The following is a 26,030-nucleotide window of genomic DNA, read 5'->3' as shown; positions in this document are numbered from 1 at the left end:
CCCGTCCCGGGTGTTCGGCCGGTCGAGTTGCGGCGAATTATGCGTAGAGTTCAGCAGCGCAAAGTTTGCGAGAGCGGACGTGAGCTTTGCTGCAGCGGATGGTCGAGGATTAATCCGTTGCGGCCTGACGAACGGCTATGACGCAGGGGGGCACGGTACCGAGCGTGGCGCCTATTAGTAGCGCGCCCTGACTGTCATGCCTGCCATGCGGGGCTCCCCTGTAAGCACACCGTAATCGCCCGCGCCAAGCAGGGCATAGACGGCACTGACGGAATGGCGGTCGAACAGGTTGCGCACCCAACCTTCGACCTCCCAGCCACGGTCCGAGCGGCGCAGGCCAAAGCGCAGATGGGTCAGTCCGTAGCTCGGCTGATAGCTGCCCTCACCACCTTCGAGGGTGCCGTAATAGCCGCTTCGGAAGCTGTAGTCGACGCCGCCAAAGCTTTCCAGCCCCGGCACCAGCGGTTGCCAGTAATCGAGCCCGGTCGACACATTCCATTCGGGTGCGTTGTACAAGCGTTTGCCGCTCAGGTCGCACACCCATTGGCCCCTCGCCGGGTGGGCAAGGCGCGTTGCGAAACGCGCCATAACGCGCATCGCTCCAGGCGACGCCCAGCCGCAGGTCAGTGCGAGGATGCACGCGCCAAGCGGAGTCGAGCTCGATTCCCCTCAGGCGCACCGCGCCGACGTTGATGAGATTGTCACGCAACGGAGGCGCGAAGAGCGTGGCCGGAGGGCTATAGGTCAGCGCCTGATAATCGTCGACATCCGTCTGATAAAGGGTCAGGCCGGCCCGCGCACGGTCGTCCCAGAAGCGACTTTCAAGTCCCAATTCGAACGATGTGGCCCGCTCTGAGCCGAACGTCGGTGCTGCCGTAGGGCCCACCACGTCGAAATTGATCCCACCCGTTCGGTATCCGCGTGACCAGCCAGCCCGGCCCGTAACGGCATCGGAAAACTGGTATCTGAACCCGAGTTCACCGGTCAGGTGTCGTTCTTCGATGGAGTCACGCCGGTAATATGCTCCACCCAACGCAATTTGCCGAAGTAACTGACCGCCACCCTGAATGACTGGCGGCAGACCGTTCAGAGAGGCCAGGTCCGCAAGCTCCCGGGACATCCAACCTTGCTTGTGTTCGCGCCCGTAGCGAAGCCCTCCCTTCAGTTCGACGCGCTCAACGGGACGCCACGCGAGCGCTCCGAACACCGCGCGGCTTTCCGACTCCTGTGCACCGGCATAGCGCTGACTCGCCCCGTTGAGCAAGGACGTCGGGATCTGGGCTGGATTTTGAAAGCGGATGCCGAACAACTGCTCGATTTCATCCAGACGATCACCGACGAACCAGGCAGCCGCATCGTCGCCAAAGCGGACAGCGGTCTCACGCCGAGCGTCCTGGCTGAGGTAATAAGCACCCGTTGAATAATCCAGGCGCGGACCGACCGACCCGCTCAAGCGCAGCTCCTGACTGAACTGCCGGTGCCGCAGATCGACATTTCCCTCGGCGACCCTAAGCGGCGTACTGTCGCCATCTCGCTTGCTGAGATAAGTCCAGTCACGATGCGCGCTGATGCTGGTCAGCTGCATCGTCGGCGCCAGCGCCCAGTTCAGCTCCAGCGAAACGGCATCCTGCGACACCCGACTGCCGGTCGGCGCGTCATGCTGGACTTCCCGCTTCTTCGGGTCGGTCGCCGGCAGATCGTAGCCGACAAAAGCGGCCCGGCGGCGTGTCTGGTCGCTGTAATGGCTAGCCATCAGTACGCTTCCCGAATCATCCGCCCGCCCATGCTCGCCCACCAGACGCGCACTGAACGCCTCGGTGGGGGTCCACAGCAGCTGTCCCCGCAGCCCTTGTTGATCCTTGTCGTTCAGCCCCGCGCCGCTGTAACGATTCTCGACGAGCGCATCGCGCTCGGTATGAAAGACGCTCAGCCGACCGGCCAGCACCCCGTCCTCCAACGGCCCTGAGAAACTTCCGCGATGCTGCCGCAAGCCCCGAGAACCCACACTTGTTTCGCCACGTGCCTCGAACTCCGGACTCGGTGGTCGGGTCACGATGTTCAACGCCCCGGCACTGCTGTTCTTGCCAAACGCGGTGTTCTGCGGCCCACGCAGCACCTCGACTCGCTCGATATCCAGCCAGTCGCCGAGGGCCATGCCCTGACGGCCGAGATAGACTCCGTCAACGAAGACCCCAACGCTGCCTTCCAGCCCATCGTTGAAGGCCGTCGCGCCGTATCCGCGCATCCCGAAACCGATATCACGGGCGTTGTGGCCAGACAGTACCAGACCCGGGACGCGTTGCTCGAGGAGGCTGGGCGCGTGTCCACCAGGGCGCTCCACGGCCTCTCCCTCGACCAAGACGACGCCACGCCGCGCGTCCTCGTGCAAGGAACTGTCAGCGTCTGCGGTGACCGTCATGTCGTCGAGCAACAGCTCCTCTCGTCGAGAATACCCGGCATCGCCTGAAGGTACGGCCTCCGCCATGGAGGCAGATGAGACTGCCAGCATCACGAACAGCATCATTACGCGCGAAGAACTCAAGAGCCAACCTCGGTAGTGATCGTTTGCCTTTGACGACATGCCCGCTCATCTATGCAGCGAAGCAGCTCACCGTTCGAAGCCGGTTTGATCAGCACGGCATCGAACTCGACCTGTTCTGGGTAACCAGACGGCCGTCGCGCGGGCGCCGCCGAATAAAGCACCACCGGTGTCCCTGGCCACTCTCTACGCACCTGACGCAGGAACTCCCAGCCGTCCAGATCAGGCATCATCTGATCGGTGACGATCAGGTCGACGGGATCATCGGCGAGACACCCAAGCGCCTGGGCAGCGCTGGTCGCCGTCGAAACTTCGAAGCCATATCCGCCCAGCAGATCGGCCAGCCATTCCACGTTCTGCTCGATATCGTCAACCAGCAGGATGTGCCGCCCCGCTCCGTCCAGTGCCGTTGGTGGACCGTCCGAAGCGGAAAAATCGATGTCCTGCTCGGCCGCGCAGGCGAGCTGCACCGTGAAGCTCAGCCGGCTTCCGCCTTCTGCGGGCGCCTCGATTTCCAGTTCGCTGCCCATGCGCTGCAGCAAATCCTGGACGATCGATAACCCAAGCCCACTGCCCTCGTACCGCTGCGCGTTGCGACCACGCCCGAACGGCCGCATCAGTTGCTCGCGGTCCTTTGGATCGAGTCCTATGCCGGTGTCGGTGACGCAGAAGCGCAGTTGCACCTGATTCGGACGAATATTGTTTACGCAGCACACCTCGAAGCGGATGCTTCCCTCGGTGGTGAACTTGGCCGCATTGGCCAGCAGATTGATGAGAACCTGCCGCAGCCGCCGAAAATCGGCATGTACCAGTACCGGGAGGTCCTGCGCGAAATGGGCTTCGAACGCGTTGCGCTGGCGGGTAGCGAGGAAAGCGGCCTCGTCCTCCACTTCACGCAAGAAGCCATAGAGATAGCCGGGTGCGAGCGACAATTCCATTTGTTGCAGCTCGCCAGAGGAGAACTCCAGCAAGTCGTCGATCAGTTCCAGCTGCCGCCGCGTGTTGCGCTCGATCTTCTGCGGATAGTCATGCAGCGCCCCCGTCTGTAACAAACGGGCATATTGGATCACGCTCACCAGAGGCGAACGCAGATCATGACTGATCCGAGCGATCAGCCCGCTGCGCGCGCGCAGCGATTCGCGCAGCTGTTCGGTACGCAGGGCCACCGTTTGCTCGAGGCGTTCGTGCTCGGCCTGTTTGAGATGGTCGAGGTCGAGCAGCGCTCGCTTTTCCCTGGATCTGGCGCGGCTTACCTCGACCGCAAGGGTACATAACAGCAGTAAGACTCCCGGTAAGGTCGACGCCAGGCTGTAGCGCTGCTCAGGCGATTGCCAGGGAATGCTGCTCAGTTCGAAAAAATAGCGAGCAGCCAACAGCAACATGAATATCAACGGCAGCAACCAGGCCAGCCAGTCGTAGCGCACACCTCTACGCCAACCGACCAACAGCGTCAGCGGAAAAAGCAGATAGATGCCTTTCATTACCATCAGGGCGGCATCGCCTCCCTGGGCCGGGTCTATCAACGACCATAGGCGTGCACCCGCATGCGCAACGAATTGCAGCCCGAACAATACACCGATGGCTCTGGGTAACTGACCGACACGCAGTACCACTGCGGCGTAGCCCAGAAAGCATGCAAACGAGATCACGCTGGCCAGCACCGTCAGCTCTCGCGTCCAACTGAGCGCCGCCGGCCAGAGCACCAGATAGCCATTCAGAACACACGTCAGCAGAATGTAAGAACTGACGGCGCCGGCATGCACCACGACCAGGCAGGAGCGGAAGATCGCACCGATCATCAGGCTGAACAGGGCCACCAGACATACGATGCCAAGGGTGATTCCGTCCCACAGGTCCGTGGACTGCCGATGTTGGAAGCGCGCCAGATCGGACCAGAGTTGGGGGTTGATCAATATCTGCGTACCGCTGGCGACCCGAGCGACCAACACGACCGATTCACCAGCCTCCAGCGATACCGGGAAAAGCGGCTGCCGCGCCGGATACGACCATTCGTTGAGCGGATAAGCGCTTCCCGCCCGCATCGATTCCCAGCCACCCGGCACCGGTTTATAGACGCGCACGTCTTCCAGACGCGGCGCACCCACCGTCAGCCAGCGCGAGCAGCTGCTCGATCCCTCGTTCTTCAATTCCAGGCGGAACCAAAACGCCGAGTGGGTATAGCCCGCAGGCGGCACCTCCGCCTGGGCGCCGGATTCACTTTCAAAACGCGCCAGAACGCGGGCTAGGCTCAACGTCCCGCTACGGTCTTCGATCATCCGAGTAACGGGCAATAGTTCGACGTGTTCGTCTTTACATGCGTCCACGGAGACCGTGCCATGCGCGAGGCCCGAGATCGAAAGACAGAACCCGAGCAGCAGACGGCAAAACCGCGACCCAATCATGCGGAACGGACCGAGTCGGCCTCGCAGATGCCGTGGATTTGTTGACGGAACTGGGTAGGCGTAATCCCCAGCCACTGGCGGAATGCTGTGGTGAAATTGCAGGCGCTGCGAAAGCCGACCAGCTCGGCGATATCCTGGATGCTCATGGAACCGTCGGTGAGCAGTTTCTGACCGCGACGCAAACGAGCTTCGCGGATATAGCCGAAAACGGTCGTGCCCAGGTGCTCACGAAAAATCATCGACAAGCGCTTCTCGTGTGTCCCTACCATCCGAGAAATGACCGACAACGACGGCAGATCGTCCAGCCTTTCCTCAACCAGACGCATCGCCGCCCGAAGAATCACCTGATCGGGTTGGTCTCCATCGGTCGTCTCGTGAAAGGGTGCGGCGCAGGGCTCATCACGCCATGTCAGTTGCAGATGGATGCGGATCCGAGCGAGCACTTCCTCTGGTTCACAGCACTTGAGTACGTAATCGACTCCACCCAAGGTCAATCCCTCCAGCCGCTCTTCCAACGAACCCGAGGAGGTCAGAAACAGAATCGGAACGCGGCGTGTCACCGACGCTTCGCGCAATAGGCGACACAGACTGAAGCCGTTCATCTGAGGCATCCTGACGTCCAGCACGATGAGATCTGGTCGAGTGGCCAACGCTCTCTGATAGCCCTGGTAGGCCTCGGTTGCCACCGAAACTTTCCATGCCTGCGCTCTGAGAAGCGTGAGCAATCCTCTGAGTTCATTCGGCGTATCGTCGATCACCAATACATGCGGCGCGCCTTGCTGTGGCAACCCGGTCTTCTGAAGATCCACCATGCTCCCTGCCTCTTCATTGTGTGGATGTCACGTATTCACAGCGGCATCACCCAAAGCGTGAGCGAAGACGCGCCAGTCATTTGATTCATCGAGAAAACGGGCTGATCTTATCGGGCCGATCATGCGCGTGCCATTTTAAGCTGTCGGCAGCCTAGCGGTTTACTGAAGACTTATCGCGCTGATTGGTGCGATGTCTGCAAACGACGCCAAACGCTCCAACTCACGCCGAGAAGGCCGACTCCTCACTCACGCCGTGCGAAACCCTCATGGTTTCCGAGTGGCTCCTATACTGGACTGGCGGGCCACTCATCAGGAGATCGAATCATGCGTCGTATATTGCTATTCATCGCAGCCGCTGTCGTCAGCACGCCGCTCTGGGCAATGCACTGTCCCATGGACATGGCAAAGATCGACGAGCAACTGGCAACGAATCCACCAAGCGATCCAGCCGTTCTGACGCGAGTCAAAGAGCTTCGCGCCGAGGGGGAAAAATTGCATAAGGCGGGCGAGCACGAACAATCGCTCGAAGCGCTGGGAGAAGCGCAAGAATTGCTCGGCATGAAACAGTAACTATTGTCACCGCGCCCTACCGAGCAGTTGCTCTGTCAGAAGTCGCTCGGTGGGCTCGATCAGCTGTCTTCGTTGCCTTTCTCCGTACAACGAACGCGCAGCTCCTTACGATCGAAATTCTCTTCGCTACTCAACGTTTCGTAACCCTTCGGACAAACCGCGCGCGCACGGGCCTCGCAACCCGGCTGTCCGGCTGCCTTGTTGCAAGCGAATACATATTCATCGGTACCGTCCGGTGGCGGTACCGTTTCTATTCCACTGCAACCAGCCATGAACGCCGTCAGCCCGGCTATTACAGCGTATTGCTCGGTCAGTTTACTCATCGTCAGTCCGAATATGATGCCAATGGAACGTGACGCCCTGGCCAGGCGATACGCAATGTGGCTGAGCGCAACGACACGTCGCAGGTGCCGGCGCACGGCGGTGCTGCTGACGTGAGTGGCGAAACAAACCTCGAAAGATATCCGGCGAGCGGCCCAGCGACACTAAAGCGCGTGCAGAGCGCCTAGCGCGCCAACGCTAGCGCGGGTTGGGCGCGTCATCCATCTCGGCGTTGTCCAGGTCGATGTCGGGGGTCTCACGCTCGATAGGCGCGCCATCGTTGCCATCTCGTGGACGCTCCAGCTCATTGCCCGGCAACTCATCGACGCCCGGCTGATCGTCAGGGTTTACATCGGTGCGTCCAGGACTCAACGGCGGTGCCGAACCGGGAATCACCACCCCATCGTCTTCGTTCTCGGCACGGGTGCCGGTAGGCAATTTGCTCAGCGGTTGGCGATCTTCACGCTCGATGCTCATCATTCACCTCTCTATTGCCCTGTACAGGTAAGAGGATCGACCAGCCTATGCGTTCAGGCGGATGAGCTGCCATTGGTCACTGTACGGGCCTGCCGGCCGTAGAAACGAAAAAACCGGCTGCAAAGGCCGGTTTTCGAGATGTCGCAACTATCGGATACGCCACACGTTTTGGTGCCCGGAGCGGGAATCGAACCCGCATACCCTTTCGGATGAGGGATTTTAAGTCCCTTGCGTCTACCAGTTTCGCCATCCGGGCAGGACGGTGAGCGCGATGCTCGATCGCGGCGCAGGACTATAACCAGCCACCCGTCGAGGTGCAACCCGAACGGCACGCCGGAGATGGAAGAGCTGCGTTCAGCGCGATAGGAACCAGGATCAATCCAGTGCTCGGATTTGGTTGTGCAATGGCTAACTCGGGAATTCAATGCCGACGACGTATGCCTACGAGCAACCAGAACACAAGACCAAGAACGGGAAACAATGCGATGCCAATGGCCCAGAGCGCCTTTGCACCTACCGTTCGGTCGCTTTTAAATACGCTGATGACGGCAAGTAAATCCAGGGCGATCACAATCACGGCCACGGCAATTGCGACATAACTCATCGCGTCAGACATGCAGCTCTCCTCGCTCGGCTCATAAGGGTATGAGTCTTGCTCACCTCGCTGCAGTTCCGTTAGCGGGCTCTCGATCAAGCCTTGGACGACCAGACACCTCTGAGTCGGAAGCGCCAGAATACCCAACCCGCCGAATCGAAGGCATAAAAAAACCGCAAGCTTGCGCTTGCGGTTTCTTCACTAATGGAGGCCGATGTCGGAATCGAACCGGCGTACACGGATTTGCAATCCGCTGCATAACCACTCTGCCAACCGGCCTCAAAACGATGACGCCGCATATTGCGGCGTAATCGTCAACAAACTGGAGCGGGAAACGAGACTCGAACTCGCGACCCCGACCTTGGCAAGGTCGTGCTCTACCAACTGAGCTATTCCCGCATCGTCTTGGTGACGGGCGCCATTTTATAGTTTCAGCGCCCCCCGTCAAGCCTTTGATTAAAAAAGTTTTTTATTTCTTTTCTGTAGGACTTAGGTGGGGCCAGGCGGCCATCAGGTAATTGATCATCGACCACAAGGTCAATGCGGCAGCGATGATTAGCAATGCATAGCCAAGCCCTACCCAAACAGTTACCAGTGGCGGGTTGGCTAAAAGGATCACCAGCGCCACCATCTGCGCCGCCGTTTTCCATTTACCCAGGCTGGAGACCGCCACCTGGGCCCGCGCGCCCAGTTCCGCCATCCACTCACGTAGAGCCGACACCACGATCTCGCGTCCGATGATGATGGCCGCCGGTAAGGTCAGCCAAAGGTTCGAATGTTCTTCGACCAGTAACACCAGTGCCACCGCCACCATCAGCTTGTCCGCGACCGGATCGAGGAAGGCACCGAATGGCGTGCTTTGCTGGAGCCTACGGGCGAGGTAACCGTCCAGCCAATCGGTAAGCGCGGCAACGGTAAACACGGCGCTCGAGGCTAAATAGCTCCAGTGGAAAGGAAGATAGAACAACAGGACGATAATCGGTATCAGCAGTACACGTAGCACGGTGAGAATATTTGGAATGTTCATCGATACCACTGATCCGCAGATTTAGGAGGCGATTCTACTCACTGTGCAGAGCCGCATAAATCGATTCGGCGAGCTTTTTGCTGATCCCGGGCGCCTTGGCGATTTCATCGAGACTGGCACGGCAGAGTTCTTGAAGACCACCAAAGTGCTTGAGCAGTTCGCGACGACGTTTCGGTCCGATGCCCGGCACACCCTCCAACGTAGAGGTCGTTCGCGTCTTTGCGCGGCGTGCGCGATGGCCAGTGATGGCGAAACGGTGAGCCTCGTCGCGTACTTGCTGGATCAGATGCAACGCCGGGGAATCGCCAGGCAGCGTGAATTCATGCGCGGCATCATTGAGATAGAGCGTCTCCAGACCGGGTTTACGCGTCACGCCCTTGGCCACGCCCAGCAGGATCAGCTCCGGCACGGCAAGCTCCTGCAGGACCTCACGGGCCATGTTCAACTGTCCCTTGCCGCCATCCACCAGCAATATGTCGGGGAGCTTGCCCTCCCCCTCGGCGGCTTTCTTGAATCGCCGTGAGAGCGCTTGATGCATCGCTGCATAGTCATCACCCGCAGTGACCCCTTCGATGTTGTAGCGGCGGTAATCGGACTTAAGCGGCCCTTCCGGACCGAATACCACACAGGACGCGACCGTAGCCTCACCGCTGGAATGGCTGATATCGAAACATTCCAGGCGGGTGGGCAGTTCGTCCAGCTCCAACGCCTCGGCCAGGGCCTGGAAACGGGCGGCCAAATGTTGACGGTTCGCCAACCGCGCCCCGAGCGCCTGCTCGGCGTTGGTCAGGGCCAACTGCTGCCAGCGTGCTCGGGTTCCACGAACGCGGTGGGTGATCGTCAACTCGACGTCACGCAGCTCTGCAACCGCGCTGATCAAAGTATCGAAGTCTTCGTGAACCGTATTGACGATCAGCTCTGCGGGCAGATCGCGTTCCATGGAACTGAGGTAGTACTGCTCCAGAAATGCCTGGAGCACATCGCTGACGCTTTCTTCGATGGCGACCTGTGGGTAGAAATTCTTGCTGCCGAGAACTCGCCCGCCGCGCACGCTGATCAGGTGCACGCAGGCACCGCCTGGGCTCACCACCGCGGCGACGATATCGACGTTACCGCTGCCGCCTTCCATGCTCTGTTGATCTTGCACGCGACGCAGAATGCCGATCTGGTCGCGAATCTGCGCGGCGCGCTCGAAATCGAGCGCCGCCGCTGCCTTCTCCATGTTCTTCGACAGCTCCTCGGCCAGGGCATTGCTGCGCCCTTCCAGGAACATCACCGAATGTCGGACATCTTCTGCATATTCCTCGGCGTCGACCAGCTTCACGCAAGGTGCCTTGCAACGCTTGATCTGATACTGCAGACAAGGTCGGGTGCGGTTGCGGTAGTAGCTGTCTTCGCATTGGCGCACGAAGAAGGCCTTTTGCAGCAGACCCAGGCTTTCGCGAATTGCGCCGGCGCTGGGGTACGGGCCGAAATAACGTCCCGCCTCCTTTTTTGCACCGCGATGAATACTGAGCCGAGGAAATTCGCCGCTCGAAAGAAACACGTAGGGATACGACTTATCGTCGCGCAGCAGGATGTTGTAAGGCGGGCGCCACTGTTTGATCAACGTCTGTTCGAGCAGCAGCGCTTCGGTTTCATTCGCCGTGATAGTGGTTTCGACCTGCGCGATGCGGGCCACCAGCGCGGCGGTTTTAGGCGCCTGCCCGGTCTTGCGGAAATAACTTGCCAGACGCTTTTTGAGATTTTTCGCCTTGCCCACGTAGAGCAGCTTGGCGTCGGCATCGAACATCCGGTAGACGCCGGGACGTCCGCTGCAGGAAGCCAGAAAAGCGGAGGAATCGAAGCCGCTCATCAATTGATGGTGTCGACCATGCCGTGACGGACGGCGAGCAGCGCCAACTCGACGTCGCTGGTCACCGAAAGCTTTTCATAGATGCGGTAACGGTAAGTGTTGACCGTTTTCGGCGACAGGCAAAGCTTGTCTGAAATGGTCTGGACCTTCTGGCAGTTAGCGATCATCAGGGCAATCTGGATCTCCCGCTCGGAGAGAAGATCGAAGGGTGAGCCGTTGATCTTCGGCTGAAACGATTTAAGTGCCAGTTGCTGGGCGATCTGTGGACTGATGTAGCGCTGCCCGGCAAAGACCATGCGAATCGCCTGGATCATCTCGTCGAGCGCCGCGCCTTTCGTCAGGTAACCGGCGGCGCCCGCCTGTAACAGTCGCGTAGGGAAGGGATCTTCTTCGCAGATAGTGACAGCGATGACTTTGATGTCCGGGTGGCTGCGCAGGAGCTTACGGGTGGCCTCGAGGCCGCCAATGCCCGGCATTTTGACATCCATCAGCACGACGTCCGGCTTGAGCTCCCGCGACTTCTTGAGCGCAATCTCGCCGGATTCCGCCTGTCCGACCACCTGTAGGCCATCGATATCGGCAAGCATCCGGGAAATGCCTGTGCGCACTAGATCGTGGTCATCGACCACAAGCACCCTAATCAAGCAGACACCTCTTTCTGTGCAAATTCAAAGCTGGCTGACTGCTCGCTTCGCAAGCGGCGGACTTTAACAAAAAACACATCGGCTTACCCAGACCATACATCGCGTTATGGCCATATGGCATCACCCCTCCGCCCACAGCCTGCTCCTTTATGGGAGCATCAGAGGCCAGATGCAAGCCTGACTCATTGATCAACATAGCCTGAAACCGGCGGTGCCGCTTTTTGTCTGCCCGCCTCGTCAGCCCTGGGGTTGCTGCCCGAGCTGAATCGCTCGTGGGTCGTCTGACTGACAATCGGCTGCTCAGGAATTTAGGGCAGCGTATGGGTTGATCGCACCTGCGATCGAACAGGAGTCATGGCTGGCGCAGAGCTCGGCTGTACCACGCGCGACTTTGATTGACCGTACGGACCAGCCAGAGCATGACCGGCACTTCGATCAGTACGCCTACCACCGTGGCGAGCGCCGCCCCTGAGTCGAATCCGTACAGCACAATGGCGACCGCTACCGCCAGCTCGAAGAAATTAGACGCGCCAATCATCGCAGAGGGGCCGGCGACGTCATGGCGGACCTGCCATTTACGATTCAGCCAATAGCCGAGGCCCGCGATGAATAACGTCTGCAAAAAGACTGGCACCGCCAGCATGGCGATGATCAATGGTTGTTCGACGATCGCCTCGCCCTGGAACGAAAACAACAGAACCAGTGTGACCAACAGTGCCGCGATCGAAAACGGCGCGCTGCCAGTCAGCGCTGCCTGGAATGCCGCTGCCCCTCGCCGGATCAGCCGGGCACGAATGAACTGGGCGATGGCCAGTGGGATCACGATATACAACAACACAGAGAACAACAGCGTATCCCAGGGCACCGGAATGGATGACACACCCAATAGCAAGGCCACGATCGGAGCAAAGGCGAACACCATCACCAGATCATTGAGTGCCACTTGGGTGAGGGTGAAATTCGCGTTGCCGTTGCAGAGGTTGCTCCAGACAAAGACCATCGCCGTGCAAGGCGCGGCGCCCAGAAGAATCAGCCCGGCCATGTAGCTGTCCAGCTCGGCTGCAGGTAGCCAGGGAGCGAACACATGTTTGATGAATAGCCAGCCGAGCAACGCCATAGTGAAGGGCTTAACGGCCCAGTTGATAAACAGCGTGACGCCCATGCTCACGCGCTGGGCATACACCTCGCGCAGCGAAGAGAAATCGATCTTCATCAGCATCGGAACGATCATCACCCAAATCAGCAGGCCGACCGGAATGTTTACATGGGCGATTTCCAGCCCGCCCACAGCACGCGCAGCGGTCGGCGCATAGAGCCCGAGCAGCGTTCCGGCGACGATGCAGCAAAACACCCAGACCGTCAGAAAACGCTCGAAGAAACCGAGCGACGGCGCCCCAGATCTTTTGTCGACTTCACATTGACTGGACATTCGGAATCCTGGTTTCGGGGTAACAACTGACATACGCTGTTTGATATGTTTATAGTCGCAAAGCGTAGCGCTTTCGGCCCCTTAAGCATAGCCGTCTTAGATCCTATGCTGATTGATCGAAGACAACGAAACCTTTACCTAATATGCCGAAACCAATATATTCGCTAAACCATATCTTCTCGATGGCACCGACTCTCGATGATCGAGCACTTGACCCCTACCACCGTTTTCAAATGTCTGGCCGACGAAACCCGTGCGCGGATGACGTTGCTCATCGCCCGCGAAGGTGAACTGTGCGTCTGCGAACTGACCTGTGCCCTGGATGAGATCCAGCCCAAAGTCTCCCGCCACCTGGCGCAGCTCCGCAATTGCGGATTGCTGGCCGACCGGCGCCAGGGCCAGTGGGTGTACTACCGCCTCCATCCGCACCTGCCTGACTGGGTTCATCAAATGCTTCAGACCATCCTCAACGCCAACAAGCACTGGCTGGCGTCCAGCAGCCAGCGTCTGGATGCCATGCGCAACCGACCTGAACGCACCTCTGTATGTGGCTGAGCGAACAAGGAGCCCACATGACCGATACCGATCTGCAGTCGCATTTACCCAACATCGAAGACGAGTCGTTCGCCCTTCCCGACCTGGAAAGGCTCGGTTATTCAGGTGACCTGCCCCATCCGCCGCGGATTCTTCTGCTGTACGGTTCGAACCGCGAGCGCTCGTTCAGCCGTCTGATGGTCGACGAAGCCTCGCGTTTGCTGCGGCGGCTTGGCGCCGAGACCCGTATTTTCGATCCGTCAGGGTTGCCATTGCCCGACGACGCGCCAGACACGCATCCGAAGGTCAAGGAGCTGCGCGATCTGATGACTTGGTCGGAAGGTCAGGTCTGGTGCTCTCCGGAGCGGCACGGTTCGATGAGCGCTGTATTCAAGGCGCAGATCGATTGGGTTCCTCTCGCCCTTGGCGCTGTTCGGCCCACGCAAGGCAAAACCCTCGCGGTGATGCAGGTCTGCGGCGGCTCGCAGTCGTTCAACGTGGTCAATCAGCTGCGCGTGTTGGGCCGCTGGATGCGTATGTTCACCATCCCCAATCAGTCGTCGGTGCCCAAGGCATTTCTCGAGTTCGACGACGCTGGCCGCATGAAGCCGTCCGCCTTCTACGACCGACTGGTTGACGTCATGGAGGAGCTGATGAAATTCACCCTTCTATTACGCGGCCGTCAGGACTATCTGGTCGATCGCTATTCCGAACGCAAGGAGTCGGCTGAAGCTTTATCCCGACGCGTCAACCAGCGTTCCATCTGAGCCACGCGCCACTTAGCGAGACCTGAATGCTCAATACCGTTGCGCTGTTCGCCGTCACCGCCGTTGCGGAAATCATCGGCTGCTACCTGCCCTATCTCTGGCTCAAGCAAGGCAAGAGCATCTGGCTGCTGGTACCCGCCGCCCTGTCGCTGGCCCTGTTTGCCTGGTTGTTGTCGCTGCATCCGACCGCCGCGGGGCGGGTGTATGCCGCCTACGGTGGCGTCTACGTTGGCGTGGCGATGCTCTGGCTGTGGCTGGTGGACGGCGTGCGGCCAACCTACTGGGACCTGCTCGGCTGCGCCGTGGCCTTGCTCGGCATGGCAATCATCATGTTTGCCCCACGAACGACCTGAATCATATAGATGGAGTGGCTTTCATGACGATCAAAGTAGGCATCAACGGCTTCGGCCGTATCGGACGTCTGGCCCTGCGCGCCGCCTGGGCCTGGCCAGAGCTGGAATTCATCCGCATCAACGACCCGGCCGGCGATGCCGCCACTCATGCCCATCTGCTGAACTTCGATTCGGTGCATGGCCGCTGGCAGCACGAGGCGCGCAGCGCTGACGACTGCCTGGTGATCGAGCGCAAGCGGATCCGAGTGACCGCGAACAAGGCGATCGCAGACACCAACTGGTCCGATTGCGATCTGGTGATCGAAGCCAGCGGCAAGATGAAGACCGTCGAAATTCTGCAAGACTATTTACGGCAGGGCGTGAAACGCGTCGTGGTCAGCGCGCCGGTCAAAGAAGCCGGTGCTCTCAATATCGTCATGGGCGTCAACGACGAGTTGTTCGATCCTGCGCAACACCGTATCGTCACCGCCGCGTCTTGCACCACCAATTGTCTGGCACCGGTGGTCAAGGTGATCCACGAGCATCTGGGCATCCGTCACGGTTCGATCACTACCATTCACGACCTGACCAATACCCAGAGCATCCTAGATCAACCACACAAGGATCTGCGACGGGCGCGCGCGTCGGGCATGAGCCTGATCCCCACTACCACCGGTTCGGCGACAGCCATCGCAGAGATCTTTCCCGAACTACGCGGCAAGCTCAACGGCCACGCAGTGCGTGTTCCGCTGGCGAACGCCTCGCTAACCGATTGTGTATTCGAGGTGGAACGCCCGACTAGCATCGATGAGGTCAACCAGTTGCTGCAGGCGGCCGCGAGCGAAGGCCCCCTCCGGGGCATCCTGGGTTACGAAGAGCGCCCACTGGTTTCCATCGACTACCGTACCGATCCGCGATCCTCGATCATCGACGCGCTGTCGACCATGGTCGTCAATGGAACTCAGGTGAAGCTCTACGCCTGGTACGACAATGAGTGGGGCTACGCCAACCGTACCGTTGAACTAGCGCGCAAAGTCGGCCTGACCGGCTAACGAACCGACAACGATCGGGCTCGGCCTGATCGCGGCATTCGCTCAGCTCCGCCACGAATCGCACCGCTAGTGCAACGCATCAGGACTTCTTATGCACGCCCTCACCCGCCTTGCACCGGATGTTCGCCAGTACTTGCTGGTCACCGGCAACTATTGGGCCTTCACGCTGGCCGACGGTGCGCTGCGCATGCTGGTCGTGCTGCATTTCCATACGCTCGGCTATACGCCGCTGCAGATTGCCGCGCTGTTCCTGTTCTACGAGATATTCGGGGTCGTCACCAATCTGATCGGCGGATACCTGGGCGCGCGACTCGGACTCAACCGCACCATGAACGTTGGCTTGGCGCTGCAGGTAGTGGCACTGCTGATGCTCACCGTACCCGCAGCGTGGCTGACGATTGCCTGGGTGATGGGTGCGCAGGCGCTCTCCGGCATCGCCAAGGATCTGAACAAGATGAGTGCCAAAAGCTCGATCAAGCTGTTGGTACCTGAGGATCGACAAGGCACGCTGTATAGGTGGGTGGCGGTGCTCACCGGCTCGAAGAACGCGCTCAAGGGCGTGGGCTTTTTCCTCGGAGGAGCCTTGCTCGCAGGCATCGGCTTTCGGGGATCGCTGCTGGGCATGGCCATCGCATTGGCGGTGATCTGGATCGCCAGCCTGTTCCTGCTGAAAAAAGACCTGGGCAAGGCCAAGGCAAAGCCGAAGTTTCGCGAGCTGCTGTCCAAGAGTCGCGCCATCAACGTTCTGTCAGCCGCACGGCTGTTTCTGTTCGGTGCGCGTGACGTCTGGTTCGTGGTTGCACTGCCGGTCTATCTATCGTCTGTGTTTGGCTGGGACTTCTGGCAGGTTGGCGGCTTTCTCGCGCTCTGGGTGATTGGCTACGGCATCATTCAGAGCTTCGCCCCCGCCATCACGGGCAAGCAGCGCGACCAGGTTCCGGACGGCCGCGCGGCGTTCATCTGGGCGTTGCTGCTGGCCGGTCTACCGGCGGCCATTGCTCTGGGAATGGGCAGCGGCATGTCGACCGAGACGGTGCTGCTGGGCGGCCTCCTGCTATTTGGTGCGCTGTTCGCCGTGAACTCGTCGCTGCACAGCTACCTCATCGTTTCCTATGCCAAGGCCGACGGCGTGTCGCTGGATGTTGGTTTCTACTACATGTCCAACGCCCTCGGCCGGTTGCTGGGGACGCTGCTGTCCGGCTGGATCTACCAGCGCTACGGCCTGGAGGCTTGCCTGTGGGTCTCGAGCAGCTTCGTGCTGCTGGCAGCCCTGATTTCGACGGGCCTGCCTCGGCATGGTCAGGCAGGCCCATCGGCCGGCTGATCAGCGCTCGGCTGGACTCACAAAATCCGGCTCGTGTCGTTCAGGTCGACCCGCGCACCGCTGTCGGACATCGTCCGGGCGGCGCATCAGCCGGAACGCTGCCGGTATCACGAACAACGACAGCAGCGGCGCGCTGAGCATGCCACCCACCATTGGCGCGGCGATGCGGCTCATCACCTCGCTGCCGGTCCCCGCGCCCCAGAAGATCGGCAGCAGACCGGCAACGATCACCGCCACCGTCATTGCCTTGGGCCGTACCCGTTGCACGGCACCTTCACGAATAGCCGCATATAAGCCGGCGGCGTCGTCCTTTCCGACACGCTGCTGCTCGATCCAGGCGTTCTTCAAATAAAGCAGCATGATCACGCCGAACTCCGCAGCCACTCCCGCCAGTGCGATGAAACCGACGCCGGTGGCCACCGACAGGTTGAAGCCCATCAGATAGAGGAACCACACCCCGCCGGTGAGGGCGAACGGTAGCGTCAGCATGATCAACAGCGCTTCATCGAAGCGACCGAAGGTCAGATAGAGCAGCACGAAGATGATCAACAGGGTCGCCGGAACCACCAGCTTGAGGCGTGCGTTGGCGCGTTCGAGAAACTCGAACTGGCCCGAGTAGCTGAGGCTCATGCCCGGCTGCAACTTCACCGTGGCATCGACCGCTTCGCGCAAGTCGGCCACCACCGAGGCGATGTCACGACCTCGCACATCGATGTACACCCAGCCGGTGAGCCGCGCATTCTCGCTGCGCAGCATCGGTGGTCCGTCGCTGACCTGGACCCGCGCCACACTGCCCAGCGTGATCTGACTGCCTTTTGGCGTAAGAATGGGCAGCTGCTCCAGGGCGTCCGGCGAGTCGCGCCATTCCCGCGCATAGCGCACGCTGATCGGATAACGCGCCAACCCCTCCACTGTCTCGCCGATGACGGCGCCGCCGATGGCGCTGGAAACGATCGACTGCACGTCGGCGATATTCAGGCCGTAGCGCGCGGCATCCTGACGATCGATGTCGATGTCGATATAGCGCCCACCGACCAGCCGTTCGGCCAACGCCGAGCTGACGCCTGGCACAGCCTTGGCGACCGCTTCGACCTGCTGACTGATGCGGTCGATTTCCTCCAGATTGGCACCGGCGATCTTGACCCCGATGGGGCTCTTGATTCCCGTGGCGAGCATGTCGATGCGGTTACGGATCGGCGGAATCCAGATATTCGTCAGGCCGGGCACCTGGACCGCGCGGTCCAGCTCATCCACCAGCTTTTGTGGCGTCATCCCGTCACGCCATTGGTCTCGAGGCTTGAACTGAATAGTCGTCTCGAACATCTCCAGCGGCGCCGGATCGGTAGCGGACTCGGCGCGTCCGGCCTTGCCGAACACTCGGGAGACTTCCGGCACGGTACGGATCATCCGGTCGGTCTGCTGCAGCAGCTGAGCGGCCTTTTGTGCCGACAGGCCGGGCAGTGCCGATGGCATGTACAGCAAATCGCCCTCATCCATCGGCGGCAAAAACTCCCCGCCCAGGCGCGTCATCGGCCACAGCGTGGTGGCGAGCACCAGCAGCGCGACGGCAATGGTTGTCTTCGGACGCTCCAGTACCGCCTCCAGCGCCGGGCGGTAGATGCGAATCAGGCCCCGGTTGAGCGGATTACGCGACTCGTCAGGCAGGCGCCCGCGAATCCAATAGCCCATCAGCACGGGCACCAGAGTCACCGAAAGCCCGGCCGCCGCCGCCATCGCATAGGTCTTGGTGAACGCCAGAGGCCCGAACAGCCGACCCTCCTGGGCCTCGAGCGTGAACACCGGGATGAATGACAGGGTGATGATGAGCAGGCAGAAGAACAGTGCCGGGCCCACTTCCTGCGCTGCGGCGATCATCAGGCGCCAGTGTTCCTCGCCTTCCAGGGTTCGGCCCGGATTGGCGTGGCGCCAGGCTTCAACCCTCTTGTGCGCGTTCTCGATCATCACTACGGCGGCATCGACCATGGCACCGATGGCAATGGCGATGCCGCCGAGCGACATGATGTTGGCGTTGATGCCCTGATAGCGCATCACCGCGAAGGCGATCAGCACGCCGATCGGCAACGAGACGATGGCCACCAGTGATGAGCGCAGATGCCAGAGGAACATCCCGCACACCAGCGCGACGACCACGAATTCCTCCAGCAATTTGAACCCGAGGTTCTCCACCGCGCGGTCGATCAGCTGGCTGCGGTCGTAACTGGTGACGATCTCCACGCCCGCCGGCAGACTCTTCTTCAATGTATCGAGCTTGGCGTGCACCGCGGCCAGGGTTTCCCGCGCGTTCTTGCCGCTGCGCAGGATGACCACACCGCCGACGGTTTCGCCCTCGCCGTCGAGCTCGGCGATACCACGGCGCATCTCTGGGCCGAGCTGGATGTGCGCAACGTCACCGAGCATCACCGGCACACCGGCCTCGCTGAGCCGCAGCGGGATGTTGCGAAAATCATCGAGCGTCTTCAGGTAGCCCGAGGCACGCACCATGTATTCGGTTTCAGCCAGTTCCAGCACGGCACCGCCGGCTTCCTGATTAGCGTTGCCGATGGCTTCGATCACCTGCGCCTGGGTCACCGCAACGCTGGCCATCTTCAGCGGATCGAGCACCACCTGATACTGCTTGACCATGCCGCCGATAGTGGCGACTTCAGCGACGTTGGGCAGCGTGATCAGCTCATACTTGAGAAACCAGTCCTGCAGGCTGCGCAGTTGCGCCAGGTCATGCGTACCGCTGCGATCGACCAGTGCGTACTGGTAGATCCAGCCGACGCCGGTGGCATCCGGGCCGAGCGAAGGCTTGGCGTTGGCCGGCAACCGGCTCTGGACCTGACTGAGGTACTCCAGCACCCGTGAGCGCGCCCAGTACAGATCGGTGTCGTCCTCGAACAGTACGTAGACGTAGCTATCGCCAAAGAACGAATACCCGCGCACCGTCTTCGCCCCCGGTACCGAGAGCATGGTGGTGGTCAGCGGATAGGTCACCTGATTCTCGACGATCTGCGGCGCCTGGCCCGGATACGGCGTGCGGATGATCACTTGCACATCGGACAAATCCGGTAGCGCATCGATGGGCGTGGTGCGAAGCGCCCAGATGCCCACAGCTGTCATTAGCAGCGTTGCCAGCAGAACGAGGAAACGATTGACTACCGACCAGCGAATCAGCGCGGCGATCATTGCTGTTGCTCCTGCTTCTGCAGACGCTCGATCACCAGACCGCTGGAGGTTTCGCGCACGGCGAAGTCCACCCGGTCCTCTACTGCCACGTCGTGCAATAGATGAGGGTTGGCCACCGCGAAACGCATGGTCATACCCGGCATGCCGAGGGTATGGAATGGACCATGCGAGATCTTCGCCGACTGTTCGTCGAGCTCGACGATGCGTCCTTCCGAGGCGTGCAACGCGGGGGCCGCGCTGGAAGCGTCGAGAGCGGGCTTAGGCACTTCGAGTGTCGCGGCGGTGAGCCCTCGCAGACTGGCCTCGGAGTCGATCAGAAATTGCCCGGACGCCACGACCTGTTGACCTTCCTCGAGCCCCTGGAGAATCGCCGTCCGGCTGCCACTGTCCGCCCCCAAACGAACCTCGACGGGCCGGTAGCGGCCGCCCGGCTCGGCCACCATAACCAGGGCCCGCTTGCCGGTACGGATCACCGCCTCGCTGGGAATCAGCAGCACCGGTTCGGTGCCGGCATCGGCCAGGGTCACGCTTGCCGTCAGGCCGGGACGAAGAATCCCGTCAGGGTTGGGCAGTTCGATGCGGACACGTAACGTGCGGCTGGCGGCGGTGGCTTCAGGTAACACAGCGGTCACGCTGCCCTCGATCGCTTCGCCGCCCAACGCCGACAGCCGGGCGCTGGCGTTCTGGCCGACACGTATCGCCCGGCCCTGTGCTTCCGGGACGGCGACTTCGAGCCAGACGCTCTGCAATCCGTTGATCGACGCCAGCGGAGCACCGGCCGATATACTCATCCCTTCACGTACGGCCAGGTCCTGCAACACGCCACCGATGGGTGTGTGAATAGTCAGTTGGGTACGGACCTTGCTGCTGCGCTCCAGCTGGCGGATGACATCTGCGGGCATACCCGCCAGACGCAAGCGTTGACGAGCACCGTCGAGCAGGGCCGGCTCGCCGACACGCCGCAGGGCAAGAAACTCCTCCTGCGCGGCCGCCCACTCGGGAATCAGCAGATCGACCAGCGGCGCACCTTTTTCCAGAACATCACCCGGCGCGAGGCGATATACCCGCTCGACGAATCCCGCCGCACGCGCTTGCACGAGTGCCACGTCGCGCGCGTTATAGCCCAGTACACCAACCGCCTCGACCCGGCTGGCGAGTTCGCCCCAGGTGACTGTCGCCAGCCGCACGCCGAGGTTCTGCGTCACGCTCGGATCGATGCTGATGCTAGCTGCATCGCCGCTCTCATCGGCGTAGCGAGGCACCAGTTGCATGTCCATGAATGGCGATTTACCCGGCTTGTCGAATTTATGCTGCGGCACCATCGGGTCGTACCAATAGAGGACTTTTCGAGTGGACGGAGCCGCCCCGGTTTGCGCCGACGCATGCGGCATGACCGAGTGGGATTGTTCCTGTGCCAACCAGTAACCGCCGGCAGAGCCGGCCAGTGCAGCCAAGCCGATCGCTATGATGGTTTTCGCTGATATCCGGCTCATTGGGCGTCTCCATAGGCGAAATTCAGGCGGGCGGCCGCAACGGCTTGCAGGCCCTGCAGATCGATCTGTTTCAGGCGGGTTTCGATCAGTTCGCGACGGGCGGCGAGCACGGCATCCAGCTCGCCAGTCCCGGCGCGATATCCGGCCAGGGTCAACTCCGCCCGCTCGCGGGCCAGTGGCAGAAACACCTCGCTGGTGCGCACCAGGGCGCGTCGAACTCGTTCGAGTTCGGCCAGATCACCGGCCAACTGCTCGGCGAAGGCTCTCCGACTGGCCTCGCGCTCGGCTTCGAGCTGGTTGAGTTGCGCGTGTGTTGCCGCTATGCGCGGGCTTTGCCGTGAGCGCTGGAAAATCGGCAGGTCGAAACTGAACACCAGATTGACCATGTCGCCATATTCCCGGCCACGCTTGAGGTAGTCGACTTCCCAGCTCCAGTCCGGCTTCCTGTCGGCCGTGGCTTCGCCGATGCGCGCTTGTGCCTCACGCAACATCGGCTCATACGCGGCAAGTTGCGGATGGCGGTACAACCGCTCCATGAGCGCTTGCTCGTTCACGGCCAAGCTGGGCAGGTCGCCGCTCAGCGGATTCTGGCCCGCATCGCCGATCCAACGTGCCAGCGCCGCGCGCGACTGGCTGCGCAAGCGCACCAGTTCGTCCTCACGCTCGGCTAGCAAAGCCGCCTCCTGGCGGGGTATCACGCTGTCGGCGATCTGCCCGCGGCGTCCGGCAATCCTTGCCTGCACGGTCTCGGCCAGCAGGCGGTTCTCATCGAACAGCGCCTTGAACAGTTCGAGCTTGCGCTCGATCGTATGAGTGGCGATCCAGGCCTGTGCAGTGGCCTGGCGCACTTTGAGCTTCTCGACCTGACGCTCCGCTTCGGCACGGCCAACACTGGCTTGCGCGAGTTCGACACGGGCATTGCGCTTGTCGCGGTTGGGGACGTCCTGCATCAAGCCGACCATCCGCATGGTCATGCCCTCCTCGCCGAGACGCCAGGCCGCGCCCCCTTCGATAGGCAGGTTCTGCACGCCAAGCAGCAACTTCGGATCAGGCAGCTCACCCGCCGGCGTAGCATTCTGCCTGGCTGCGATCAGTTTCGAGGCTTCAGCCTCGAGCGAGGGTGAATGCTGCTCGGCGAGCTGCAGCGCCTGTTCCAATGTCAGTGCGCCAGCCAGCGTTGGCAACAGCATGGCGCCGCAGCACACCACCACGCCAAGCAGACGGGGGTGCAAGTATCGGGATTTCATCTTGAAGATTCCTATGAAGCCGGTGTGCCGCAAGGCACACGTACTGAGCCCATCACCTCGACAGTGAAGGGCTGCTCAGGTCAGCGGAGGAATCAGACGCGGGGTGGACGCCAGTGGTTGTCGTCGACAGGGGTGGGAATGGCGTCCGGGAAATAGACGGCCATTTTCAGTGGTGCGCTCGCGGGCATTGGACGGGCCATATCCAGCAACAGCATGCTGCCGGCCTTGCACTGCTGGCCGCTCGGACACGGCGCTCCGTCATCGTCGTGCGTATGCCCGGAGTCGTCGGCGGCGTTCATGGCCGGGCTGTTCGCATGCGCCAGATGGTCTGCGGGCGCTGCCATGGCGCTCATCGAGCCGCCCATCTGGCAGGGTTCGGAACCCAGCTCGAAAGCCGCCATCCCGTTGACGGGAAGCACCAGACTGATCAAGAGAACGAACCACAACCGTAGACGGCGTTTCATGGCGCGAGTGTATCGGTTCCGCTTGGGCTGGGAAACTGATCCAGATTAGTTTTGGCCGTTTCCTCTCGCACAGGCTTATCGTTGAGCAGGTGACTCAACACCGAGCGCATTTTCCCGGCCTTGACCGGTTTGTTAAGCACGGGCACGCCCAACCCCTGAAGCTGGCGGCGGCATTCATCGCTGCGATCGGCGGTGACCATGACCACGGGTATCGCTTGACCGTAATGTGCACTTAGCGCCGTCACCACGTCCCACCCCGTCACACCATGATCGAGATGGTAATCGGCAAGTATCACCTCCGGAGGCGAGCCGCTCAGCACGGTCAGCGCCGCCGCTTCGTCAGTGGCGGTCAGGACTTCGCAGCCCCACTGCCCCAGCAATGCCGCCATGCTGTGCAGAATGCTCAGCTCGTTATCCAGGACTAACAGGCGCCGACCCGGCAATGGGTCGCCGAGCACTGGCCCCATCATCGGCGCTTCAGCAGGTGGCGCCGCGGGGTTGTCGGCCAAGGGTACATCGATGCTGAAGACCGAACCCCGTCTCGGTCGCGAGCGCACCTGCACCCGGTAATCGAGCATCGTCGCGATGCGATCGACAATGGCCAGGCCGAGCCCGACCCCAGCGCGCTCGGCAGCACGCTGCACGCCAAGTTGGTTGAATTCAAGGAAGATCGCCTGCAACTGATCCGCTTCGATACCCCGGCCCGTATCCCAAACCTCGATGCGCAGAAACTCGCCACGTTTGCGCGCGCCCAGCAACACCCGCCCGGCGTCCGTATAGCGGCAGGCGTTGCTGAGAAAATTGCGCAGAATTCGCGTCAGCAACCTGAAATCGCTGCGCAGCGCGTAGGCCGGGACGAAGTGCTCGAAGCCGAGCCCTTTCGCTTCGGCTACGGACTGGAATTCGGAGACCAGCGGCAACAGCACTTCGTCTAGGCGGTAGATATCGATGTCTGGCTTGATGGCCTGTTGGTCCAGCTTGGAGATGTCCAGCAAGTCGGCCAGCAGGTCCTCGGCGCCTTCCAGCGCCTGATGCGCGCGCTCGACGAGGTTCTGCTCGGCATCCGGCAAGCCGCGCTCGCGCAGGGTCGAAATCAGCAAGCGTGCGGCGTTCAACGGCTGCAGCAGGTCATGGCTGGCGGCAGCCAGGTACTTGTCCTTGCTGTGGTTGGCCGCCTCTGCCGCATCGCGTGCCTTGCGCAGCTCCAGGGTACGTTCTGCAACACGCTGCTCGAGCTGCTCATTGAGTTGCAGCAGACGCAGCTGAGCCAGTTTGCGCTCGGTGATATCGGCGACGAAGCCCTCGACCAGCCCTTCCTCATCGGGTTTGAGCAGCAAGTTCATCATGACGTCGATGGTGCTGCCGTCTTTGCGCCGCAACCGAGTCTCATAGCCGAAGAGACCACGCTGGGTACTCAAAACCTGACGGATCTGCTTCAGCTCCTCTTCACCGCCCATGAACAGGTGGTGGGATAGATCGGTCAGCGCCCAGAGCGTCTCGGCGGGGCTGGCATAACCGAGCATTCGAGCCAGCGCCGGATTGGCGGCTCGGATACCTTCCTGCAGACTCGCCTGGAAAATGCCGTGCACGGCATGCTCGAACAGCCATTTGTAGCGATTTCGCTCGGCTTCCAGTTCCTCCAGGCGTGCCACCAGCTCTGGGTAATGACTCTTGCGCGCCGAGTGCGTACCAAGGCCGAGCAGTCCGGCCAGCGCGTCGGACCGGTCAGAGTGCTTCGGCATACACCACTTCGACGTCGCGCTGGGTCGAGGAGCGCGGGTTGGTGAGGATGCAGGGGTCCTGCATGGCGTGCTGGGACAGGAAAGGAATATCCGAGAGACTCACGCCGTGAAGCCCCAGGGTTTCATTGAATCCGATGGCCTGCTTGAGCTGAATGACATGGTAGACCAGACGGTCGCGAATTTCTCGATGCTGCAGGCCGCGGGTATCGATACCGAAGGTCTCGGCAACCACTTTGAACCGATCAGGCGCGGCGCTGTAATTGAACGCCACCACATGCTCGATCAATACCGCGTTGCACAACCCGTGAGGCAGATCGAGGAAGCCGCCGAGGCTGTGTGACATGGCGTGCACCGCGCCCAGAATGGCATTGGAGAATGCCAGCCCCGCCTGCATGCTGCCGAGCATGATTTTCTCCCGCAGCTGGATGTCCGCTGGATTGGCGATCATCTGCACCAGATGGCCGTTGATCAGTCGCATGGCTTCGAGTGCATGCGGATCGGTCAGCGGACCATGGCCGGTGGAGACGAAGGCTTCGATGGCATGGACCAGCGCGTCGATGCCGGTACAGGCGGAGAGAAACGGGTCCATGCTCAGAGTGGTTTCCGGATCAATCAGCGATACATCGGGTACGGCGCCCTTGCTGACGATGGAAAACTTCATCCGCTCTTCCTGGTTGGAGATGATCACGAACTGCGAAACGTCCGCCGACGTGCCCGCGGTGGTCGGGATCAGGATCAGCGGCGGACTCGGCACCCGCAGCGTATCGACGCCTTCGAACTCGAGGATGCTGCGTCCATGAGCGACAGCAATGCCGATACCCTTGGCACAGTCCATCGGGCTACCGCCGCCCACCGCGACGATGACGTTGCAACCCTCGTCGCGATAGACCTCGGCACCGATCATCACCTCCTCGGAGCGAGGATTGGCGGACACCTGGGTAAACAGGCAGTACTCGATGTCCTGATTCGTCAGGCTGGCCTGAATATCTGCTACCCAGCCCGCAGCCACGACGCCAGGGTCCGACACGAGCAATACCTTGCGGGCACCGAAGTTCTTTGCGTAATTGCCCACGCTGTGGCGACACCCGGCACCAAAGACGATTTCGGGTGAAACGAATTTGCGTTGCAGGCTGATATTGGGGCTCATACTACGGCCTCGGTTATTGTTATACGTCCGGCAAGCGTACTGCTTTCTGCCATCAAAGCAATCCGCAA

Annotated in this window: 23 protein-coding genes and 3 tRNA genes; 6 read left to right on the top strand and 20 right to left on the bottom strand. The window is 61.0% G+C overall.

All coding sequences use genetic code 11. The annotated features are described in order from the left end of the window. Positions 1 to 174: 174 nt before the first annotated feature. The 4 genes from ACL0K2_RS01570 to ACL0K2_RS01555 all read right to left on the bottom strand — a co-directional run bounded on the left by ACL0K2_RS01570 (position 175) and on the right by ACL0K2_RS01555 (position 5,753). Positions 175 to 492, bottom strand: coding sequence for a hypothetical protein (locus ACL0K2_RS01570; protein ID WP_413043618.1), 318 nt, complete (start codon positions 490 to 492; stop codon positions 175 to 177). Next, positions 383 to 2,542, bottom strand: a complete 2,160-nt coding sequence (locus ACL0K2_RS01565) for a TonB-dependent receptor (RefSeq protein ID WP_413043617.1) — start codon at positions 2,540 to 2,542, stop codon at positions 383 to 385. Before ACL0K2_RS01565 ends, ACL0K2_RS01570 begins: the two co-directional genes overlap by 110 nt. After that, a complete protein-coding gene (locus ACL0K2_RS01560) occupies positions 2,539 to 4,815 on the bottom strand; it encodes a 7TM-DISM domain-containing protein (protein WP_413043616.1) in 2,277 nt (758 codons plus the stop codon). The genes ACL0K2_RS01565 and ACL0K2_RS01560 overlap by 4 nt, the downstream gene beginning before the upstream one ends. 122 nt (positions 4,816 to 4,937) lie before the next feature. Continuing rightward, positions 4,938 to 5,753: a DNA-binding response regulator gene (locus ACL0K2_RS01555; protein WP_413043615.1), complete on the bottom strand. Its 816-nt coding sequence runs from the start codon at positions 5,751 to 5,753 to the stop codon at positions 4,938 to 4,940. 324 nt (positions 5,754 to 6,077) lie between these two features. On the opposite strand from ACL0K2_RS01555, the gene ACL0K2_RS01550 reads away from it, so the two are divergent. Then, positions 6,078 to 6,323 carry a hypothetical protein gene (locus ACL0K2_RS01550; protein WP_045162047.1) on the top strand — a complete coding sequence of 82 codons (246 nt, stop codon included), beginning with the start codon at positions 6,078 to 6,080 and terminating at the stop codon, positions 6,321 to 6,323. 59 nt (positions 6,324 to 6,382) lie between these two features. Here the strand turns inward: ACL0K2_RS01550 and ACL0K2_RS01545 are convergent, their stop codons facing one another. From ACL0K2_RS01545 to arsB, 10 genes are all read right to left on the bottom strand, one after another. Beyond that, a complete protein-coding gene (locus ACL0K2_RS01545) occupies positions 6,383 to 6,646 on the bottom strand; it encodes a hypothetical protein (RefSeq protein WP_045162046.1) in 264 nt (87 codons plus the stop codon). A gap of 196 nt (positions 6,647 to 6,842) precedes the next feature. Then, positions 6,843 to 7,124, bottom strand: coding sequence for a hypothetical protein (locus ACL0K2_RS01540; protein WP_413043614.1), 282 nt, complete (start codon positions 7,122 to 7,124; stop codon positions 6,843 to 6,845). Positions 7,125 to 7,290: 166 nt separating this feature from the next. Next, positions 7,291 to 7,377, bottom strand: a tRNA-Leu gene (locus tag ACL0K2_RS01535). Positions 7,378 to 7,542: 165 nt separating this feature from the next. Next, positions 7,543 to 7,737, bottom strand: coding sequence for a PLD nuclease N-terminal domain-containing protein (locus ACL0K2_RS01530; protein WP_413043613.1), 195 nt, complete (start codon positions 7,735 to 7,737; stop codon positions 7,543 to 7,545). Between the two features lie 184 nt (positions 7,738 to 7,921). Beyond that, positions 7,922 to 7,995 (bottom strand) — tRNA-Cys (locus ACL0K2_RS01525). 44 nt (positions 7,996 to 8,039) lie between these two features. Then, a tRNA-Gly gene (locus ACL0K2_RS01520) sits at positions 8,040 to 8,115 on the bottom strand. 70 nt (positions 8,116 to 8,185) lie between these two features. Continuing rightward, on the bottom strand, positions 8,186 to 8,743 hold the full coding sequence (pgsA, locus tag ACL0K2_RS01515; RefSeq protein WP_045162033.1) for a CDP-diacylglycerol--glycerol-3-phosphate 3-phosphatidyltransferase: 558 nt from the start codon (positions 8,741 to 8,743) through the stop codon (positions 8,186 to 8,188). 34 nt (positions 8,744 to 8,777) lie between these two features. Then, on the bottom strand, positions 8,778 to 10,598 hold the full coding sequence (uvrC, locus tag ACL0K2_RS01510; RefSeq protein ID WP_413043612.1) for an excinuclease ABC subunit UvrC: 1,821 nt from the start codon (positions 10,596 to 10,598) through the stop codon (positions 8,778 to 8,780). Then, complete coding sequence (gene uvrY / locus ACL0K2_RS01505; protein ID WP_413043611.1) at positions 10,598 to 11,242, bottom strand: UvrY/SirA/GacA family response regulator transcription factor; 645 nt, start codon at positions 11,240 to 11,242, stop codon at positions 10,598 to 10,600. Before uvrY ends, uvrC begins: the two co-directional genes overlap by 1 nt. A gap of 352 nt (positions 11,243 to 11,594) precedes the next feature. Continuing rightward, positions 11,595 to 12,671: an ACR3 family arsenite efflux transporter gene (gene arsB / locus ACL0K2_RS01500; RefSeq protein ID WP_413043610.1), complete on the bottom strand. Its 1,077-nt coding sequence runs from the start codon at positions 12,669 to 12,671 to the stop codon at positions 11,595 to 11,597. A 198-nt stretch (positions 12,672 to 12,869) separates the two neighbouring features. Between arsB and ACL0K2_RS01495 the strand changes: the two genes are divergently transcribed. The 5 genes from ACL0K2_RS01495 to arsJ all read left to right on the top strand — a co-directional run bounded on the left by ACL0K2_RS01495 (position 12,870) and on the right by arsJ (position 16,680). Continuing rightward, the gene (locus ACL0K2_RS01495) at positions 12,870 to 13,226 is read left to right on the top strand and encodes a metalloregulator ArsR/SmtB family transcription factor (RefSeq protein WP_045162028.1); all 357 of its coding nucleotides are present in this window, start codon (positions 12,870 to 12,872) and stop codon (positions 13,224 to 13,226) included. A 32-nt stretch (positions 13,227 to 13,258) separates the two neighbouring features. Next, the gene (arsH, locus tag ACL0K2_RS01490; protein ID WP_413044419.1) at positions 13,259 to 13,972 is read left to right on the top strand and encodes an arsenical resistance protein ArsH; all 714 of its coding nucleotides are present in this window, start codon (positions 13,259 to 13,261) and stop codon (positions 13,970 to 13,972) included. Between the two features lie 26 nt (positions 13,973 to 13,998). Then, positions 13,999 to 14,325, top strand: coding sequence for a YnfA family protein (locus tag ACL0K2_RS01485; protein ID WP_239609438.1), 327 nt, complete (start codon positions 13,999 to 14,001; stop codon positions 14,323 to 14,325). A 23-nt stretch (positions 14,326 to 14,348) separates the two neighbouring features. After that, positions 14,349 to 15,356 carry an ArsJ-associated glyceraldehyde-3-phosphate dehydrogenase gene (locus tag ACL0K2_RS01480; protein WP_413043609.1) on the top strand — a complete coding sequence of 336 codons (1,008 nt, stop codon included), beginning with the start codon at positions 14,349 to 14,351 and terminating at the stop codon, positions 15,354 to 15,356. A 91-nt stretch (positions 15,357 to 15,447) separates the two neighbouring features. Next, positions 15,448 to 16,680 (top strand): organoarsenical effux MFS transporter ArsJ, encoded by a 1,233-nt coding sequence (gene arsJ / locus ACL0K2_RS01475; RefSeq protein WP_413043608.1) that lies wholly within the window; start codon positions 15,448 to 15,450, stop codon positions 16,678 to 16,680. Here arsJ and ACL0K2_RS01470 read toward each other — a convergent pair whose 3' ends face one another. The 6 genes from ACL0K2_RS01470 to ercA form a co-directional block, all read right to left on the bottom strand. Further along, positions 16,681 to 19,869: an efflux RND transporter permease subunit gene (locus tag ACL0K2_RS01470; protein ID WP_230623596.1), complete on the bottom strand. Its 3,189-nt coding sequence runs from the start codon at positions 19,867 to 19,869 to the stop codon at positions 16,681 to 16,683. Further along, positions 19,866 to 21,362 (bottom strand): efflux RND transporter periplasmic adaptor subunit, encoded by a 1,497-nt coding sequence (locus tag ACL0K2_RS01465; RefSeq protein ID WP_413043607.1) that lies wholly within the window; start codon positions 21,360 to 21,362, stop codon positions 19,866 to 19,868. Before ACL0K2_RS01465 ends, ACL0K2_RS01470 begins: the two co-directional genes overlap by 4 nt. Next, positions 21,359 to 22,609 carry a TolC family protein gene (locus ACL0K2_RS01460; protein ID WP_413043606.1) on the bottom strand — a complete coding sequence of 417 codons (1,251 nt, stop codon included), beginning with the start codon at positions 22,607 to 22,609 and terminating at the stop codon, positions 21,359 to 21,361. The genes ACL0K2_RS01465 and ACL0K2_RS01460 overlap by 4 nt, the downstream gene beginning before the upstream one ends. 92 nt (positions 22,610 to 22,701) lie before the next feature. Then, the gene (locus ACL0K2_RS01455; RefSeq protein WP_413043605.1) at positions 22,702 to 23,073 is read right to left on the bottom strand and encodes a hypothetical protein; all 372 of its coding nucleotides are present in this window, start codon (positions 23,071 to 23,073) and stop codon (positions 22,702 to 22,704) included. Next, positions 23,070 to 24,815, bottom strand: coding sequence for a NahK/ErcS family hybrid sensor histidine kinase/response regulator (locus ACL0K2_RS01450; protein WP_413043604.1), 1,746 nt, complete (start codon positions 24,813 to 24,815; stop codon positions 23,070 to 23,072). The genes ACL0K2_RS01455 and ACL0K2_RS01450 overlap by 4 nt, the downstream gene beginning before the upstream one ends. Beyond that, a complete protein-coding gene (ercA, locus tag ACL0K2_RS01445; RefSeq protein WP_413043603.1) occupies positions 24,799 to 25,962 on the bottom strand; it encodes an alcohol dehydrogenase-like regulatory protein ErcA in 1,164 nt (387 codons plus the stop codon). The genes ACL0K2_RS01450 and ercA overlap by 17 nt, the downstream gene beginning before the upstream one ends. Between the last annotated feature and the right edge of the window lie 68 nt (positions 25,963 to 26,030).

The organism is Pseudomonas sp. YJ42 (genome assembly GCF_047225135.1).
Classification (GTDB): Bacteria; Pseudomonadota; Gammaproteobacteria; order Pseudomonadales; family Pseudomonadaceae; genus Stutzerimonas; species Stutzerimonas stutzeri_E.
Note: the sequence above shows the minus strand (reverse complement) of the source record. Positions and strands in the feature narration are given on the sequence as shown.

Bases quoted from the DNA above. Each gene is read 5' to 3' on its own strand.
- ACL0K2_RS01465 (WP_413043607.1), bottom strand. From the start codon at position 21,362: ATGAGCCGGATATCAGCGAAAACCATCATAGCGATCGGCTTGGCTGCA.
- ACL0K2_RS01540 (WP_413043614.1), bottom strand. From the start codon at position 7,124: ATGATGAGCATCGAGCGTGAAGATCGCCAACCGCTGAGCAAATTGCCT.
- uvrC (WP_413043612.1), bottom strand. From the start codon at position 10,598: ATGAGCGGCTTCGATTCCTCCGCTTTTCTGGCTTCCTGCAGCGGACGT.
- ACL0K2_RS01560 (WP_413043616.1), bottom strand. From the start codon at position 4,815: ATGATCGAAGACCGTAGCGGGACGTTGAGCCTAGCCCGCGTTCTGGCG.
- ACL0K2_RS01550 (WP_045162047.1), top strand. From the start codon at position 6,078: ATGCGTCGTATATTGCTATTCATCGCAGCCGCTGTCGTCAGCACGCCG.
- ACL0K2_RS01495 (WP_045162028.1), top strand. From the start codon at position 12,870: ATGATCGAGCACTTGACCCCTACCACCGTTTTCAAATGTCTGGCCGAC.
- pgsA (WP_045162033.1), bottom strand. From the start codon at position 8,743: ATGAACATTCCAAATATTCTCACCGTGCTACGTGTACTGCTGATACCG.
- ACL0K2_RS01530 (WP_413043613.1), bottom strand. From the start codon at position 7,737: ATGTCTGACGCGATGAGTTATGTCGCAATTGCCGTGGCCGTGATTGTG.
- ACL0K2_RS01450 (WP_413043604.1), bottom strand. From the start codon at position 24,815: ATGCCGAAGCACTCTGACCGGTCCGACGCGCTGGCCGGACTGCTCGGC.
- arsJ (WP_413043608.1), top strand. From the start codon at position 15,448: ATGCACGCCCTCACCCGCCTTGCACCGGATGTTCGCCAGTACTTGCTG.
- ACL0K2_RS01555 (WP_413043615.1), bottom strand. From the start codon at position 5,753: ATGGTGGATCTTCAGAAGACCGGGTTGCCACAGCAAGGCGCGCCGCAT.
- ACL0K2_RS01460 (WP_413043606.1), bottom strand. From the start codon at position 22,609: ATGAAATCCCGATACTTGCACCCCCGTCTGCTTGGCGTGGTGGTGTGC.
- arsB (WP_413043610.1), bottom strand. From the start codon at position 12,671: ATGTCCAGTCAATGTGAAGTCGACAAAAGATCTGGGGCGCCGTCGCTC.
- ACL0K2_RS01470 (WP_230623596.1), bottom strand. From the start codon at position 19,869: ATGATCGCCGCGCTGATTCGCTGGTCGGTAGTCAATCGTTTCCTCGTT.
- ACL0K2_RS01485 (WP_239609438.1), top strand. From the start codon at position 13,999: ATGCTCAATACCGTTGCGCTGTTCGCCGTCACCGCCGTTGCGGAAATC.
- ACL0K2_RS01455 (WP_413043605.1), bottom strand. From the start codon at position 23,073: ATGAAACGCCGTCTACGGTTGTGGTTCGTTCTCTTGATCAGTCTGGTG.
- ACL0K2_RS01480 (WP_413043609.1), top strand. From the start codon at position 14,349: ATGACGATCAAAGTAGGCATCAACGGCTTCGGCCGTATCGGACGTCTG.
- ercA (WP_413043603.1), bottom strand. From the start codon at position 25,962: ATGAGCCCCAATATCAGCCTGCAACGCAAATTCGTTTCACCCGAAATC.
- ACL0K2_RS01545 (WP_045162046.1), bottom strand. From the start codon at position 6,646: ATGAGTAAACTGACCGAGCAATACGCTGTAATAGCCGGGCTGACGGCG.